The sequence below is a fragment of the Bacillus silvicola genome, from assembly GCF_050524305.1.
GTDB classification, from domain to species: Bacteria; Bacillota; Bacilli; order Bacillales; family Bacillaceae_G; genus Bacillus_A; species Bacillus_A cereus_AT.
The window spans coordinates 608828-624234 of the sequence record NZ_JBNGVC010000013.1 but is presented as its reverse complement, the minus strand read 5'-3'; the positions used below and the strand labels follow the sequence as shown (position 1 = coordinate 624234).

The window sequence follows — 15407 nt, the reverse complement described above, 5'->3', positions numbered from 1 at the left end:
TGTCTTCATGGTCCCAAAAGTACCTAATTGCAATTTGGATACTCTCTTGGACATTTTGGAGTGTTAAATGGATTTTTTTAAATGCAACGGGGTATCAGAAAGTGTCCTATTTTTGGACATAAACTGATATTAATTTATCAGAAAGTGTCCATTTTTAGGACATAAACTGACAAACCTATATCAAAAAGTGTCTCAAAAATGGACAAAAAGTGATAGGTATAGAAAATAGATAGTAAAAAGAATAGATAGTATAAAAGGAAGGTCGCTAACGCTCCCCTATCTTCTTTCGCTAACGCTCTTTGATTCGCCTTCGGCTCATTACCTCACTTCGTTCGGTGGGGCTTTGCCCCTTCTTTTACATAATAAAAAAATGTTTTAAATGAACTTTAAAAGATATTTTAAGCGAAATAAATTATTTAATTAAAGATTTTAAAGAAGTATGAAAATAAAAAAGGGTGGTTATCTATTTTATAACCACCCTTTTAATTCAACTTATTAACCACCAGTATGACCATCTGACATTTGTTTTACAATATTGGTAGTTTGATATGGCTCTTTAGAATCCAGTACGCCAAACGTTAATGTTAGTGCGGTCATAATCCCCATTAAACTAATTATTACTTTTTTCATTTTAATGCCCCCTTATCATGAATTTTTTCTCTTGCATTTGAACTTAGATAAAAATATTTACTTGCCTTTAAATGATTATCTTCATGATAAAATTTCACTGCTAATTTTTCATTATATTCATTAATGTATTCGTATAGGTTTTCTTTTTCGAAATAAAGCATTCCTGCTAATATTATTGATTCTAATTGTTCTCCAGTAACTTCATTGTTTATTGCTAGTAAGATGTTAAAGCGATGTTGATATTCTTCATTTTTTAATTCTAAACTAATTTCTAAACCTGTTTTTAAAAGTTCTAATGCTTTTTCTTTATTACCGATTTTTGCATGTTCACATGCTTCAATTAAAATTGCTCTATAGTTTGTCGGCATTTTTTCAGTTACTTCGGATAAATAGCGAATTGCCAATTCTGAAAGGTTTTGATTTGCATACATAAAACCTAAGTTGTGGCGGACATATAAGGTTGCTTGTTCTTCTTGTTGTTTTTGGAATATGTCCATTGCAGAGATAAGACATTCTTCTGCTAATTCATATTCTTTCAAATGTATACATGCTAATCCATAAAGGTTATTACAGTAACCAATATTTAATTCATAACCGTTGTATTTAGAAAAAATTTCTTTTGCCTTAGATACTTGTTTAAGTGCCAAAACATATTGTTGGTTATGACAACTAAATGTAGAAAGTTTAAAATAAAATTCTGCATGTTCAAGTTGGTCTGGAATTTGTTTTAATTTAATTTCGGCTTTTTCATAATGTTCTTTTGCTAAATTGTAATCTCCAGTTATGTTTGAGTGCATTGCTTTGAAAAAATGGTAATAATATAATAAAAATTCATCTGTTGGCATATCAAAAGATTCTATTTCTTTAAAACTATCTTTGCCAATACTTAAACTGTCCATCAAGTATTGATAACGGAAATTTAATAAGGTATGGTATAAAAGTACGTTTTTATCATCTTCTACACTAGAAATCTTTTCATCAATTTCCTTTTTTAGTTGCTTTGCATTTTCTAAATTTCTTTTACGAATTTCTATATACCAATTATCTAATAACTTTGTAATCTGCTCATTCCCCTTTGTTTGAACGTCCATGATATCCTCCTTCTTTCCTTATAGATTCTTATAAATAATGATAGCAAGAAAAGAATATAATAGATATTGTGTCTAATTGTTTTTCAATAAAAGATTGAAAATTCAGTTTTTTATAAAGGGATTTAAGGAAAAACATAAATTTATCTTAAATATTACATAATAGGAAGTTTATGTGTATGGTAAAATATGATATTTTTAGTAGTAAAGTGCGAAATTTATAAAAGGGAAGTGGGCGTAAGTATGGGGAAATTAGAACCATTTACAGGGGTGACGGTAACAGGACAGATACTAAAAGAAGGGTATACATTAAATTGGCGTAATCAAGAATTAATTGTTGGACAAAAAGTGAAAAGTGAATTGATAAATATTGACACTAGAAAATGGAAACAGAATATTTCAATGGTTGAAATTGTGAGTGAAGATAGTGTGAAAAACGTACAAAGTGCTGTAGTTCGAGGGGTTATTGGTAACATTGCATTAGGTGGTGCAGGAGCATTAGCAGGGGCTTTGTCTGCAAAAAATGATTCTACGTTTCATGTAATAGTTAAATATCATAATGGATATGTAGATTTAATAGAATGTGATATTAAATTATACACAAAACTTTTGCAACAAGTAGAAGAAAATAAACGGTCTGGGAACAGTGAATTTATTAATATGGAATATGGAGCAGAAGAGTATAAAAGGAGGAAAGAACAATTTGATAAAGGGCAAACCATGGATATGGTTGGCTGTGGCGTGATTTTAATTATAATTATTGTTATGGTTTTTGTTTTTATTGGTATTTTGGCAGATTAATAAAGATAATAAGAACGAAAATATAATAAATAATATATTCACTTATATAATAGGAAGAAACTCGTTTCGTGTCGAACTACTCAACTTGACTAACCCCTTTAAACGAAATATACTTATTTACAAGATAGTCGTATGTGGTAATTTGGTTTAAATTAAAATTGAACGTTCAAGAACGTATATATATCAACATTTTCGATGGTTTGAGGGAAGGATTAAATTCTATAACCGACTCAAAATCGTGTTCCTTCGGGAGTGTCGGTTCGACCCCGACCATCGGTATCATGAACGGCGTAATAAAAAGACTCTACACCAAATGTGTAGAGTCTTTTTATGTTTTCATCGCACTACAAAATAGGCACTAATAGTATGTACGAGCTAGTGTGTTGGTGAAATAGTTATAAATGAATAAGATAAGTATAAAATTTTTCTCTATCAAAGCCCATGTTATACAGTTGAAGCAGACTGTGAAACACTAAAGGGATAAAAATGAACATTCATTTTTATCTCTTTATATAATTCCATTTTATAGAGAATCTCTCCATCCTGGTGACATGAAGTTAAATCCGACACCACCAGTAGATATTAGCACATTATCAACTGTTAATTTTGTAATTTCTAAAAACCTCTTTTCAAACTCTTCTCTGTTGTACTTGTACATAGTTGAGTGGCACGACCACATTGGCGTTGAAGTACTCAACCAGTCCCCTAATCCCTTTAATTCAGGAAACGACTCAAATTGAATTGGTTCATCTAATTTCATGAATCTCACTTGATAGATAGTTGGGTTTAGTTTTTCTCCTATCCCTTTAAGACCATGTGCTTTTTTTTCATTTGAATGTGTCATAATAACTCTCCCCATCCCTCTTTCAAATTTTTGAATTCCTAAAAAAAATTTCCTATTTTAATTATACAGCAATAGGAAGTAATCAGGGGAAGTTATGGTAACTTTTCCCTTTTCCTTATTGTTTAGCGAGAAATAAAGTAATAAATGAAATATAATAAATTTAATCAAGGGAGAAATGAAAGTAAAAAGTATCAGTTATTTATTGTGATTCCATTTTGGCTCCGTTTCATTTTAATTTATCATGTTTAAAGAAGCTCAAAATTTTTAAAATGCTTTAAAATAAAGGATTTTAAGGGGAGCACTCTATATAACTATATAAATGTCACCTAAAAAGGCTCAAAATCGTGTTCCTTTGAGAGTGTCGGTTCGACCCCGACCAACGGGGTATCGACGATGTAAAAAGACTCTAACAGAAATGTTAGAGTCTTTTTTGTTAAATTATGCTATGTGATTATAAAATTCGTAATAAACTTAGGAATTCATGTATAATATAACTTGTCGAAAGAACAAAATGATAGTGATTTATATTATGTCTGTAATATGAATCAAAAATGAACTTTTTATATTTCTTTTAAAAATGTGTTGAATACACATTATATTTTATATTAATATTTTTATGTAGATTTAAAACGGGAAAGAGAGTGGAAAGTATGGGCCGTAAATGGAACAATATTAAAGATAAAAAAGCATCAAAAGATGCAAATACAAGCCGTATATACGCGAAATTTGGACGTGAAATTTATGTGGCAGCAAAACAAGGTGAGCCAGATCCAGAATCAAATCAAACACTAAGAGTCGTATTAGAGCGTGCGAAAACATACAACGTGCCAAGAACAATTATTGATCGTGCGATTGAAAAGGCAAAAGGCGGTTCAGAAGAAAATTATGACGAGCTTCGTTATGAAGGCTTTGGACCAAATGGATCTATGGTAATTGTAGATACACTGACAAATAACGTAAACCGTACTGCAGCAGATGTACGAGCTGCATTTAGCAAAAACAGTGGTAACATGGGCGTAAACGGTTCTGTAGCTTACATGTTTGATGCGACAGCTGTTATTGGTCTTGAAGGTAAAACATCAGATGAAGTTCTTGAAATTTTAATGGAAGCAGATGTAGATGCACGTGACATTCTAGAAGAAGAAGATTCTGTTATCGTTTATGCTGAACCTGATCAATTCCATTCAGTGCAATCTGCACTTAAAGATGCTGGTGTTGAAGAATTTACAGTTGCAGAATTAACAATGCTTGCACAAAATGATGTAGAACTTCCTGAAGATGCTCAAGCACAATTTGAAAAAATGGTTGATGCATTAGAAGATTTAGAAGATGTACAGCAAGTTTACCACAACGTAGACTTAGGAGAATAATAAGACAGAAGATCCTTTCGTTTAACGAATAGGGTCTTTTTTTTGTGAAGTTAATTAAGATGATGAATTATTAAAGGTGTATTGTTGTAGGTAGGGAATATGGTTATAGATTGTACATGAAATAATTGTATTTCTAGGAGGCATTTCTATGGAGCATAAAACACCAAAGCATATTGTTGCTGTATCAGGTTATTTAACAAATGAGAAGAATGAAGTACTTTTAACAAAGGTGCACTGGCGAGCTGATACGTGGGAAATGCCTGGAGGCCAGGTAGAAGAAGGAGAAGCCCTCGATCAAGCTGTTTGTAGAGAGATAATGGAGGAAACGGGCTTAACGGTGAAGCCAATTGGAATTACAGGAGTGTATTATAACGCTTCTATGCATATTTTAGCTGTTGTCTTTAAAGTAGCATATGTTAGTGGTGAAATAAAAATTCAACCTGAAGAAATAAAAGAAGCCAAATTTGTTGCTTTAAACGAAGAAAATATTGATGAGTATATAACGCGTCCGCATATGAAATCAAGGACACTCGATGCGATGAAAGCAACGCAGTTCATTCCATACGAAACATGGGAAGTGCAGCCATATAATCTTATAGGAAGATTGTAACGTTTAGGTTAGTTATTTGAGGACACCTCAAATTGCTAACCTTTTCTTTATGTATACTGTTTCAGAAAAAGGTCACAATAATAAAGTGTGGGCTATTAATGAGTGGGAGAAGTTGTATTGTCAGCCAATAGTGAGACAGTATGATAGCTAGTATTGATTTTAGGAACGTTTGTTCTGTATAATAGTGATATATCGTATATACTTAGATTGCTAGATGTTTAAAAGTATAAATTTATAAATGATATAATAAAAGAATAAAGTTAAATTAAGCTTTTTTATGAAGATAGTTATGGAGGTCTTAATTCTTTTTCTGTTACTAATTATTAAGGAGAGTCCTACTGCCTGCCTATAAATAATGTATATTCAACATTTCATATGAATAGTAGATAAAAAAGGACTGTGATACAATACATTTTTACACCTTACAATGTTGTAAGGTACGTGTAAGAGAAATCGATGGGATATTCTTTTACAACAATGTATTCTTAAGTTAAGAGTTATATATGCTGTGTGGAAAAGAGGTGTTCGAGATGAAAGAACGAGTATTATCTAGAGTGAACTATCATCAAAAAGTTGCATTAAATCCATTAACTAAATTTCTTTATAAAGCCATTATATTATTATTATTGTTAAGTTTTGCATTATTATTCGTTGGAAATGTAATGATTGAGCGAAGTGATATTAGTAAATTACATGTACCTGCTAATTTAGAGGTGCCAGAATCATTAACACACGCATTTATTGCGACAGAAGATAAAAGATTTTATCATCATAACGGTTTAGACTATATAGCGATTATCAGGGCGTCTATTGAGAATATAAAAGCTGGTGGTGTTGTGCAAGGAGGAAGCACGATTACACAGCAGTTATCTAAAAATGCTTTCTTATCTAATGAACGTACATTTTCTCGGAAGTGGAAAGAAATTTTTTATACGAAAAAGATTGAACGTACATTCACAAAGGATGAGATATTAAAATTGTATGTAAGTAATATTTACTACGGAGAAGGCGCATGGGGGATTGAAAAAGCAGCAAACCTTTACTTCGGTAAAAAAGTGAATCAATTAACACTGGCTGAAAGTGCAATGATGGCTGCTGTAGTAAAAGCACCGGCTTATTACTCACCTGCACAAAATTATGATAAAGCAGTTGAGAGACGGAATGTAGTTTTAAGGTTAATGGAGAAAGAAGGGTATATAAATCATGATGAATATGTGCAAGCAGTTAGCGAGAAACTAGTAATTCGTCATGATATAAAAATAGAGCAATCAATGTTAAATAGTGCGCGTAAAAAAGCAGTAAGTTAAGAGAAGTTCCTACAGAGGAGCTTCTTTTTTTGAATAAATTGTGACAAATTGTGACACAATATCGTCACAATTATTGTGTTTTTGTAATTTATGTGAGCGTGTTCATTGCGTGACGTATATAAGTGTTGATATTATGTGTATTGTGTACAATGCTGTATACAGAATATGAATTTAAAGAGGAATGTATATGAAATCAAATAAACTCATGGTTCTTGGTGTAGTTTTTTCTATCGCAGTATTGATTGTAATTGGAACAATTGCGTATAGCATCATAAATGACAAGAAAGATAAAGGGAATGAGATGTTTGCTTATTCTACGCAACAATCTCTAGGGAAAGATGATGCCCCAGTTAAGGTAGTTGAGTTTGGAGACTTTAAATGTCCAGCTTGTCGTACTTGGGATGTAACAGCATTACCACGATTAAAAGAAGAGTATATTGATAAAGGTAAAGTGCAGTTATATTTTATTAACTTCCCGTTTATCGGAAAAGACTCTGATTTAGGTGCAGCCGCTGGTGAAGCGATTTATAAACAAGATCAAGATTCATTCTGGATTTTCTATGATGAGATTTATCAAAATCAAAAGAAAGATACGGAAGAATGGATTACAGAAGAATTACTTCTTAATATTGTGAAAGAAAAGCTTCCGAAAATTAATGTAGAACAGTTTAAAAAAGATTTACACAGTAAAGAAATGAAAGACAAAGTACGTAAAGATTCAGATCGTGCTCAAAAATTAAAAGTTCAAGGTGCTCCTTCAGTATATGTAAATGGAAATCTTGCAAACCCTGATTTCGATAGTATGAAGAAGGCAATTGATAAAGAATTGAAAAAGTGATGAGTTATCTCATCACTTTTTCGACTTTTTTCGATAAAATTCTTGCTTCGTATTTTTTTACATGCTATACTACTTTACATAAGTTATTTTAATATCTTATATTTATTTCATATTTGCGGGTGTAGTTTAGTGGTAAAACAAGAGCCTTCCAAGCTCTGGTCGAGAGTTCGATTCTCTTCACCCGCTCCAAATTTTATTTAATGTTTTTCTAATAAATTGTGATCAACGCAGTGTTTCGTTTCTAAGATAAACGAGGCATTGCGTTTTTTAATGTTTGAAAAGCGTAATTGTATGCGAAAATAGAAGTAAAGAATAGTATTCCAAAAGTGAATTACTAACCAATATAGTCGTTACATAAGGGATGGATTCATCGGAGGAGGCGATAAAGAATGGATTTTGAACAATTAAAGCAAGAAGTAATTGCGTATAGTAAAACGATTGGTATAGATAAAATAGGGTTTGCTAGTGCATCACCATTTGAGGAATTAAAGCAACGATTAATCCAGCAGCAACAATTAAATTATCAGTCTGGATTCGAAGAGCCTGATATAGAGAAGAGAACGAATCCACAGCTTTTACTACCTGGTGCAAAATCAATCATTGCGATTGCTTTAGCGTACCCTTCAAAATTAAAAAATGCACCATTAAGTAAGCGTGGAGAGCGCCGAGGGATTTTTTGTCGTGCTTCGTGGGGACAAGATTATCATCTCGTTTTACGAGATCGTTTGCAAAAGTTAGAGGCGTATTTAATCGAGAAACTTCCGGATATAGAAGTGAAATCAATGGTCGATACAGGTGAACTAAGTGATCGAGCTGTATCAGAGCGTGCCGGTATTGGATGGAGTGGTAAGAACTGCGCTATTATTACGCCGGAATTTGGTTCGTATGTATACTTAGGAGAAATGATTACGAACATCCCATTCCCTCCGGATCAGCCAATAGAAGATCAATGTGGAAGTTGTACGAAATGTATTGATATTTGTCCTACAGGTGCTTTAGTACAGGGAGGACAGTTAGACTCGAAGAAATGTATCGCATTTTTAACACAGACAAAAGGGTTTCTGCCTGAAGAATATCGCGATAAAATAGGAAACCGTATATATGGATGTGATACATGTCAGACGGTTTGTCCAAAAAATAAAGGAATGGATTTCCACAATCATCCTGAAATGGAGCCTGACCCTGAGTTAGTTAAACCGTTATTAACACCACTTTTAACAATTAGTAATCGTGATTTTAAAGAGAAGTATGGAATTATGTCTGGTTCATGGAGAGGTAAAAAGCCATTGCAACGAAATGCTATTTTAGCACTTGCACATTTTAAAGAAACAGCAGCAATTCCTGATTTAATCGGTGTTATGAAAGATGACCCAAGGCCAGTACTTCGCGGAACAGCAGCATGGGCACTTGGGAAAATTGGCGGAGATGGAGTAGGCGAAGCAATTGAAAAAGCGATGGAACGTGAGAAAGATGAAGAGGCTCTTCATGAAATGAATCGTGGACTTGAATTGTTAGCGCAGAAAAAAGAGTAGATAATATTTCCCTTTTTCATATTGTAATATGGGAGGGAGACGAAATGATTGTAAAAGCGAATATTGAAAAGCAAGTACAACAGTTTTTAGCATATATCACAGAGAAACGAACTGATGTGGATGGTATTGCTGAAGATTTATTACGAATGGTACAGAGAAAGAAACAATTGTTTCAAAAACGTAGTGCAGATATAGTGAAAGCAACTGCGGATATTTCTTTCATTAGACAATTAAATAGTAGTGAGCATCAAGAAATTGATTATCAAGTACACTTGAAATATTTAATTAAGCATAAAGAATTATTTTATATCGAAGAGGAACAATTAAAACGGCGAGTTTGTTTAAAAAATAGTCGTATAATAGATGATTATGCTCTTGAGGTGTCAGAAGAAATAGGGATAGGTGAAAAGTTAGAACGAGAAGTCACGAAAGAAAAATACGGTTCATATCAATATAATCGTTTAGAGGCAGTGAAATATGCAGAGCGTTGGTGGGATGATCGCAATCCTGCATACCGTAATTTCCCTGATAATTGTACAAATTTCATTTCACAATGTCTGCACACTGGAGAAGTGCCAATGAACGGACATCCTAATATTCGTAAAGGGTGGTGGCAAAGGGGAAACCAATGGAGTTGGAGCTGGGCTGTAGCACACTCTTTTTATTGGTATTTGTCAGGTGCTACAACAGGGCTTCGGGCAGAAGCGGTAGAAAAGCCAGAAGACCTAATTCTTGGCGATGTAATTGCGTATGATTTTGAGGATGATGGTAGGTGGAATCATACGACAATTGTAGTAGCAAAAGACGCAGATGGTATGCCGCTTGTAAATGCACATTCAGCGAATAGCCGTCGGCGTTATTGGAATTATGAAGACTCTAGTAAATATACACCGCAAATGAAATATAAATTCTTTCATATCATTAATGGGTAGAGATTTTTCATTCAAGTGGTATAATACGTAGTAGACAAAAAATAGAGGTGAATATCGCGTGGGAGTACATGTTGTTTTATATCAACCAGAAATTCCAGCAAATACAGGAAATATTGCACGTACTTGTGCAGCAACTGGAACAGAATTACATTTGATTAGACCGCTTGGATTTTCAACGGATGACAAAATGTTAAAGCGTGCAGGATTAGATTATTGGCAGCACGTAAAAGTTACGTATTATGATTCAATCGAAGAATTTTATGAGAAAAATAAAGATGGTGAATTCTTCTATTTAACAAAGTATGGCGAGAAAGCTCATACAGCATTTGATTATAGCAAACGTGAGAAGGATTACTATTTCGTGTTTGGAAGAGAAACAAATGGATTACCAGCTAATGTAATTGAAGAAAACTTCGATCATTGTTTACGTATTCCAATGACGGATAAAGTACGTTCATTAAATTTATCTAATACAGCAGCAATTTTAATTTATGAAGCGTTCCGTCAACAAAATTATCCAGGATTAGATTTAGAAATCGTTTATTAAAAGTCGCCATTTGGCGACTTTTTTATTTTTTTTAGAAAATATGTAATCATACATTTTAAAAAAGGTACATATTCATATAGAATGAGGTATATGAATAAAAATAGATAAGACGGGTTGAGATAAATATGAAGGAACAATATAATAATCAAAATACCTTTTTAAGTATGATAGATATGGATTTAGTAAGACAGGGACTGCTACATGCTATTCAAGATTTAGTTTTTATTGTGAAAGTTATTGATGATGAAACTTTTAAATATATTTATGTAAATAAAATAGGGATGGATCATGCCAGGCTAGGAACAGAATGTTATGGGAAAACTTTTGCAGAAGTATTACCAGAAGATACGGCAAGGGTATTACAAAGGCAATATGCAAAAGTAATGAGAGAAGCGAGAGCAAATACATTTTGTGATGTAATTAGTTTGCCAACTGGTAATATACATTATGAATCTTTACTTAATCCAGTATGTGATGTAAATGGAATATGTCAGTTTATTATTTGTATTACTAGGGATATTACAGCACAGGTTAAGGAAAAAGTGGAAATAGAAGAAAAACAAATGTTATTTAAGTCATTATTAGAATATAATAATGACTCCATTGTATCTGTAAATTCTATTGGTAGAATTACATATGCAAATCCAGCAACATATGAAATATTTGGATATCGATATGAAGAACTAAGTAATCAATTTGTTTTTCAGTTTATAAATAAGGAATATGAACAAGCTTTTCAAACTATATTTAAGGAGGCTTTACAGGGAAGAGCAAAACAAATTGTTGCAAAGAAATATATTCATAAAGAAGGATATGAACTTTATATTTCCGTTAGGACAATCCCCATTATTGTGAATAGTGAAATCGTCGGGGTGTACATAGTTACGAGGGATGTTACAAGGCAAGTATTAAATGAGATGAAAACAGAATATTTGGCTTACTTCGATCAGTTAACGGGGTTAATGAATAGAATATCATGTACAAATAAACTAAATGAATTTTTAGCTGAGAATAAAAAATTCGCATTGGTTTTTATAGATTTGGATGAATTTCACCTTATTAATGATACATTTGGTCATAAAGAAGGAGATCAAGTCTTAAAAAAAGTTACTGAATGCTTACGGGACGTAAAAATAGAAGATATGCATTTATTTAGAGAACATGATGATCAATTTGTTATGTTAATAGAAAATATAACGAGAGAATGCGTAGAGGAAGTTGCACAAACAATACTAAAAAAAATTAGTGGGCATTTTGTACTAGAAGAAGAGGATGTTTATTTGAGTGCATCAATTGGGATTGTAATGGCCCCAGAAGATGGAATGGATGAAAAAATACTTTTCCAAAGAGTCGACTCAGCTTTGGAAAAAGCCAAGGAAAAAGGAAAAGGGTATTATCATTTCTATTGTAGTGGATTAGATTGTGAACGTGAACAAAGGTTTATAATAGAAAATCAGTTACATCGTGCTATAGAGAAAGATGAATTTTTCCTATATTATCAACCTCAAATTAATATTGAAACGGGAAAGATATCCAGTATGGAAGCATTAATAAGGTGGGAGAATAAGGAGCTAGGATTGGTCTCGCCAAATCAATTTATCCCACTTGCTGAAAGAACAGGATTTATTATTAAACTTGATGAATGGGTAGTACATCAAGTGTGTAAACAAATACGTGAATGGTTAAATAAAGGATATGAAGTTGTACCAATTGCAGTTAATATTTCAGCTAGACATTTTCGTTCTATTACATTGATAGAGATGATTACACGCGCTTTAAACAAGTACAATGTACCCCCTCATTTATTAGCAATAGAAGTTACAGAAGGGGCTCTTATACATAAAGATGTATCGAAAAGAGTGCTATTGCAGTTAAAAGAACAAAATTTAAAGATTCATTTAGATGACTTTGGAACGGGATATTCATCTTTAAGTTATTTAAAAACATATCCGATTGATACGTTAAAAATTGATCGTTCTTTTATGGAAGGTATACATATAGATGAAAGAGATACGAATATTACGGCTGCAATTATTCATTTAGCACATACTCTAGGATTAAATGTAATTGCAGAAGGAGTAGAAAAAGCGGAACAAATACAATTTTTAAAGGAAAAGAATGTGAAACTCGTACAAGGTTATTTTTATAATCGTCCTTTATCGATATGCGATGTGGAAAATATTTATTTTAAATAGTTTATAAAAACAAGAAAAAAAGTGATGTGCTAAAAAGCACATCACTTTTTATGTGTACCTGGTTTATCGTTATAACCAGATGTGAAAATAGCTGTAAGAAATGTGAGTGATACACCTAAAATTAATAATAACTTCATACTAATTTCCTCCTTACTTTTTCGGTTTACGAATCCTATTTGTGAATCGAAATGTATGTAAGGTTCCTAGAAGAAAAGAATTTATTTACAATGAATAGTAGCATGAAAACGTTAATACCCTTATTATACAGAATTTTCTTTGAATTTTGGAGAGAATTTTATAGAGCTATTATATATTTCGTTTTGATTTAAAGAATGTTTAAGGACATCCTAGCATACCTTTTATAATAATCCGATTGAACAAGGAGATGGGGGAGGAGCTATAATGGATATTCTAAAAAAGATTGAACAGCATCGAGCAGCAGAAGAACGTTTACAATGGGAAGGTACGTTTGCGGAGTATTTGGAGCTTGTGAAAGAAAGACCATGGGTGGCTCAAACAGCACACTCTCGCATTTACAATATGATAAAAGATGCCGGAATTGAAGAAGTTGATGGTAGAAGGAAATATAATTTCTTTAGTAATCAGCTGTTTGGATTAGAGGATGCATTAGAACGCCTTGTAGAAGAATATTTTCATCCATCTGCAAAACGATTAGATGTTAGAAAACGTATTTTATTATTAATGGGTCCTGTTAGTGGTGGTAAATCAACTTTAGTTACGATGTTGAAACGAGGATTAGAAACATATTCACGTACAGATCGTGGAGCTATTTTTGCGATTAAAGGCTGCCCAATGCATGAAGATCCATTGCATTTAATTCCGCACCATTTACGTGATGACTTCTTTGATGAGTATGGAGTAAGAATTGAAGGGAATTTATCACCATTAAATGTGATGCGTTTAGAGCAAGAATATGGATCAAGAATTGAGGATGTAGTTGTAGAGCGTATTTTCTTCTCTGAAGATCGCCGTACAGGGATTGGTACATTTAGTCCGTCAGATCCAAAATCACAAGATATTGCCGATTTAACAGGTAGTCTAGATTTTTCAACAATTGCAGAATATGGTTCAGAATCAGATCCACGTGCGTATCGATTTGATGGAGAATTAAATAAGGCGAACCGCGGTATGATGGAATTCCAAGAGATGTTAAAATGTGATGAGAAATTTTTATGGCATTTATTATCGCTTACACAAGAAGGGAATTTCAAAGCAGGAAGATTTGCGCTTATTTCAGCAGATGAATTAATTGTAGCTCATACGAATGAAACAGAGTATCGCTCATTTATAGCGAATAAGAAAAATGAAGCATTGCATTCAAGGATTATTGTAATGCCAGTACCATACAATTTACGAGTTAGTGAAGAAGAACATATTTATGAGAAAATGATTCGTGAAAGTGACGTGTCCAATGTTCATATTGCACCGCATACACTTCGTGTTGCAGCAATGTTCACTATTTTAACTCGTTTAAAAGATCCGAAGCGTCCGGATATTGATTTAATTAAGAAGATGCGTTTATATGATGGAGAAACGGTAGAAGGTTATAATGCGATTGATGTAGAAGAATTGCAACGCGAATATCAAGATGAAGGTATGAAGGGTATTGATCCTCGTTATGTTATTAACCGAATCTCTTCTACAATTATTCGAAAAGAGGTACCATCTATTAACGCACTAGATGTACTTAGATCGTTAAAAGATGGATTGGATCAGCATCCATCGATTAGTAATGAAGACCGAGAGCGTTATATGAATTTCATCTCATTAGCGAGAAAAGAGTACGATGAAATTGCTAAGAAAGAAGTACAAAAAGCGTTTGTTTATTCATACGAGGAATCAGCTAAGACACTCATGGATAACTACTTAGATAACGTTGAAGCGTATTGTAATAAATCAAAATTACGTGATCCGTTAACGGGAGAGGAAATGAGCCCGGATGAAAAACTTATGCGTTCGATTGAAGAGCAAATTGGAATTTCAGAAAATGCTAAGAAAGCATTCCGTGAAGAAATTTTAATTCGAATTTCTGCTTATGCCCGTAAAGGAAAGCGCTTTGATTATAATTCACATGAACGTCTTCGTGAAGCGATTCAGAAAAAACTATTTGCTGATTTAAAAGATATAGTGAAAATTACAACATCAACGAAAACGCCAGACGAAAATCAGCTTAAGAAAATCAATGATGTTGTTGCACGCTTAATTGATGAGCATGGATATAATTCTTCATCTGCGAATGAATTATTACGCTATGTAGGTAGTTTGTTAAATCGATAGTTTGATAACAAAACGCTGTCTCTTGTTCTTGGGACGGCGTTTTGTTATCTATTGATACTTGTAAAAAGTGTCATAGCTTGTCCAAATATAATAAATTAAGATGCGATTTTATGAATTTATTGTCAATTATTTTTACAATATGCATATGATAGAGTAACCAACCATTCATACGAAAAAAGCCAACACAATACAATATGTTGCAATACGAAAATGTGTGCAACAGTGCATTGTGTTTCTTTCTTATCAACGGCTGAATGTTTCTTTCTATTATGTGAGTGGCAAAATTTTGTTTAGGGTGCTCGGAGTATTGTATGAAAAACGCTATATATGTTTATGGGATGATTTTCAATGGGCAGTTACCTTTCAAATATTCTAGTTTGGCATATTACAGAACAAAATTTATAGATTGCTGTTC

At 32.9% G+C, this 15407-nt stretch carries 13 protein-coding genes and 1 tRNA gene; 11 read left to right on the top strand and 3 right to left on the bottom strand.

Going from position 1 to position 15407, the window contains the following annotated elements; translation table 11 throughout:
* Positions 1-495 precede the first annotated feature (495 nt).
* Both ACP6L7_RS25300 and ACP6L7_RS25295 read right to left on the bottom strand, forming a co-directional pair.
* Positions 496-630: a hypothetical protein gene (locus tag ACP6L7_RS25300; protein ID WP_430529467.1), complete on the bottom strand. Its 135-nt coding sequence runs from the start codon at positions 628-630 to the stop codon at positions 496-498.
* Positions 627-1721 carry a response regulator aspartate phosphatase gene (locus ACP6L7_RS25295; protein ID WP_430529466.1) on the bottom strand — a complete coding sequence of 365 codons (1095 nt, stop codon included), beginning with the start codon at positions 1719-1721 and terminating at the stop codon, positions 627-629. The genes ACP6L7_RS25300 and ACP6L7_RS25295 overlap by 4 nt, the downstream gene beginning before the upstream one ends.
* A 240-nt stretch (positions 1722-1961) precedes the next feature.
* Between ACP6L7_RS25295 and ACP6L7_RS25290 the strand changes: the two genes are divergently transcribed.
* Positions 1962-2519, top strand: coding sequence for a hypothetical protein (locus ACP6L7_RS25290; protein WP_430529465.1), 558 nt, complete (start codon positions 1962-1964; stop codon positions 2517-2519).
* 523 nt (positions 2520-3042) lie between these two features.
* Here the strand turns inward: ACP6L7_RS25290 and ACP6L7_RS25285 are convergent.
* Positions 3043-3363 (bottom strand): DUF3884 family protein, encoded by a 321-nt coding sequence (locus tag ACP6L7_RS25285; RefSeq protein ID WP_097832528.1) that lies wholly within the window; start codon positions 3361-3363, stop codon positions 3043-3045.
* A 650-nt stretch (positions 3364-4013) separates the two neighbouring features.
* Between ACP6L7_RS25285 and ACP6L7_RS25280 the strand changes: the two genes are divergently transcribed.
* From ACP6L7_RS25280 to ACP6L7_RS25235, 10 genes are all read left to right on the top strand, one after another.
* A complete protein-coding gene (locus ACP6L7_RS25280) occupies positions 4014-4733 on the top strand; it encodes a YebC/PmpR family DNA-binding transcriptional regulator (RefSeq protein WP_071743856.1) in 720 nt (239 codons plus the stop codon).
* A 148-nt stretch (positions 4734-4881) separates the two neighbouring features.
* Positions 4882-5343, top strand: coding sequence for an NUDIX hydrolase (locus ACP6L7_RS25275; RefSeq protein ID WP_097832527.1), 462 nt, complete (start codon positions 4882-4884; stop codon positions 5341-5343).
* 530 nt (positions 5344-5873) lie between these two features.
* Positions 5874-6650 carry a transglycosylase domain-containing protein gene (locus ACP6L7_RS25270; protein WP_097832526.1) on the top strand — a complete coding sequence of 259 codons (777 nt, stop codon included), beginning with the start codon at positions 5874-5876 and terminating at the stop codon, positions 6648-6650.
* Positions 6651-6837: 187 nt separating this feature from the next.
* Entirely contained in the window at positions 6838-7488 is a 651-nt protein-coding gene (locus ACP6L7_RS25265; RefSeq protein WP_071743853.1) for a DsbA family protein, read from the top strand.
* A 115-nt stretch (positions 7489-7603) separates the two neighbouring features.
* A tRNA-Gly gene (locus tag ACP6L7_RS25260) sits at positions 7604-7677 on the top strand.
* Positions 7678-7877: 200 nt separating this feature from the next.
* Entirely contained in the window at positions 7878-9020 is a 1143-nt protein-coding gene (queG, locus tag ACP6L7_RS25255) for a tRNA epoxyqueuosine(34) reductase QueG (RefSeq protein WP_097832525.1), read from the top strand.
* 44 nt (positions 9021-9064) lie between these two features.
* Positions 9065-9952: an amidase domain-containing protein gene (locus ACP6L7_RS25250; protein WP_097832524.1), complete on the top strand. Its 888-nt coding sequence runs from the start codon at positions 9065-9067 to the stop codon at positions 9950-9952.
* Positions 9953-10010: 58 nt separating this feature from the next.
* Positions 10011-10499: a tRNA (uridine(34)/cytosine(34)/5-carboxymethylaminomethyluridine(34)-2'-O)-methyltransferase TrmL gene (gene trmL, locus ACP6L7_RS25245; RefSeq protein ID WP_000538149.1), complete on the top strand. Its 489-nt coding sequence runs from the start codon at positions 10011-10013 to the stop codon at positions 10497-10499.
* Between the two features lie 125 nt (positions 10500-10624).
* Positions 10625-12694: a sensor domain-containing protein gene (locus ACP6L7_RS25240; protein WP_097832523.1), complete on the top strand. Its 2070-nt coding sequence runs from the start codon at positions 10625-10627 to the stop codon at positions 12692-12694.
* A 402-nt stretch (positions 12695-13096) separates the two neighbouring features.
* On the top strand, positions 13097-14992 hold the full coding sequence (locus ACP6L7_RS25235; RefSeq protein ID WP_000353273.1) for a PrkA family serine protein kinase: 1896 nt from the start codon (positions 13097-13099) through the stop codon (positions 14990-14992).
* Positions 14993-15407: the final 415 nt, after the last annotated feature.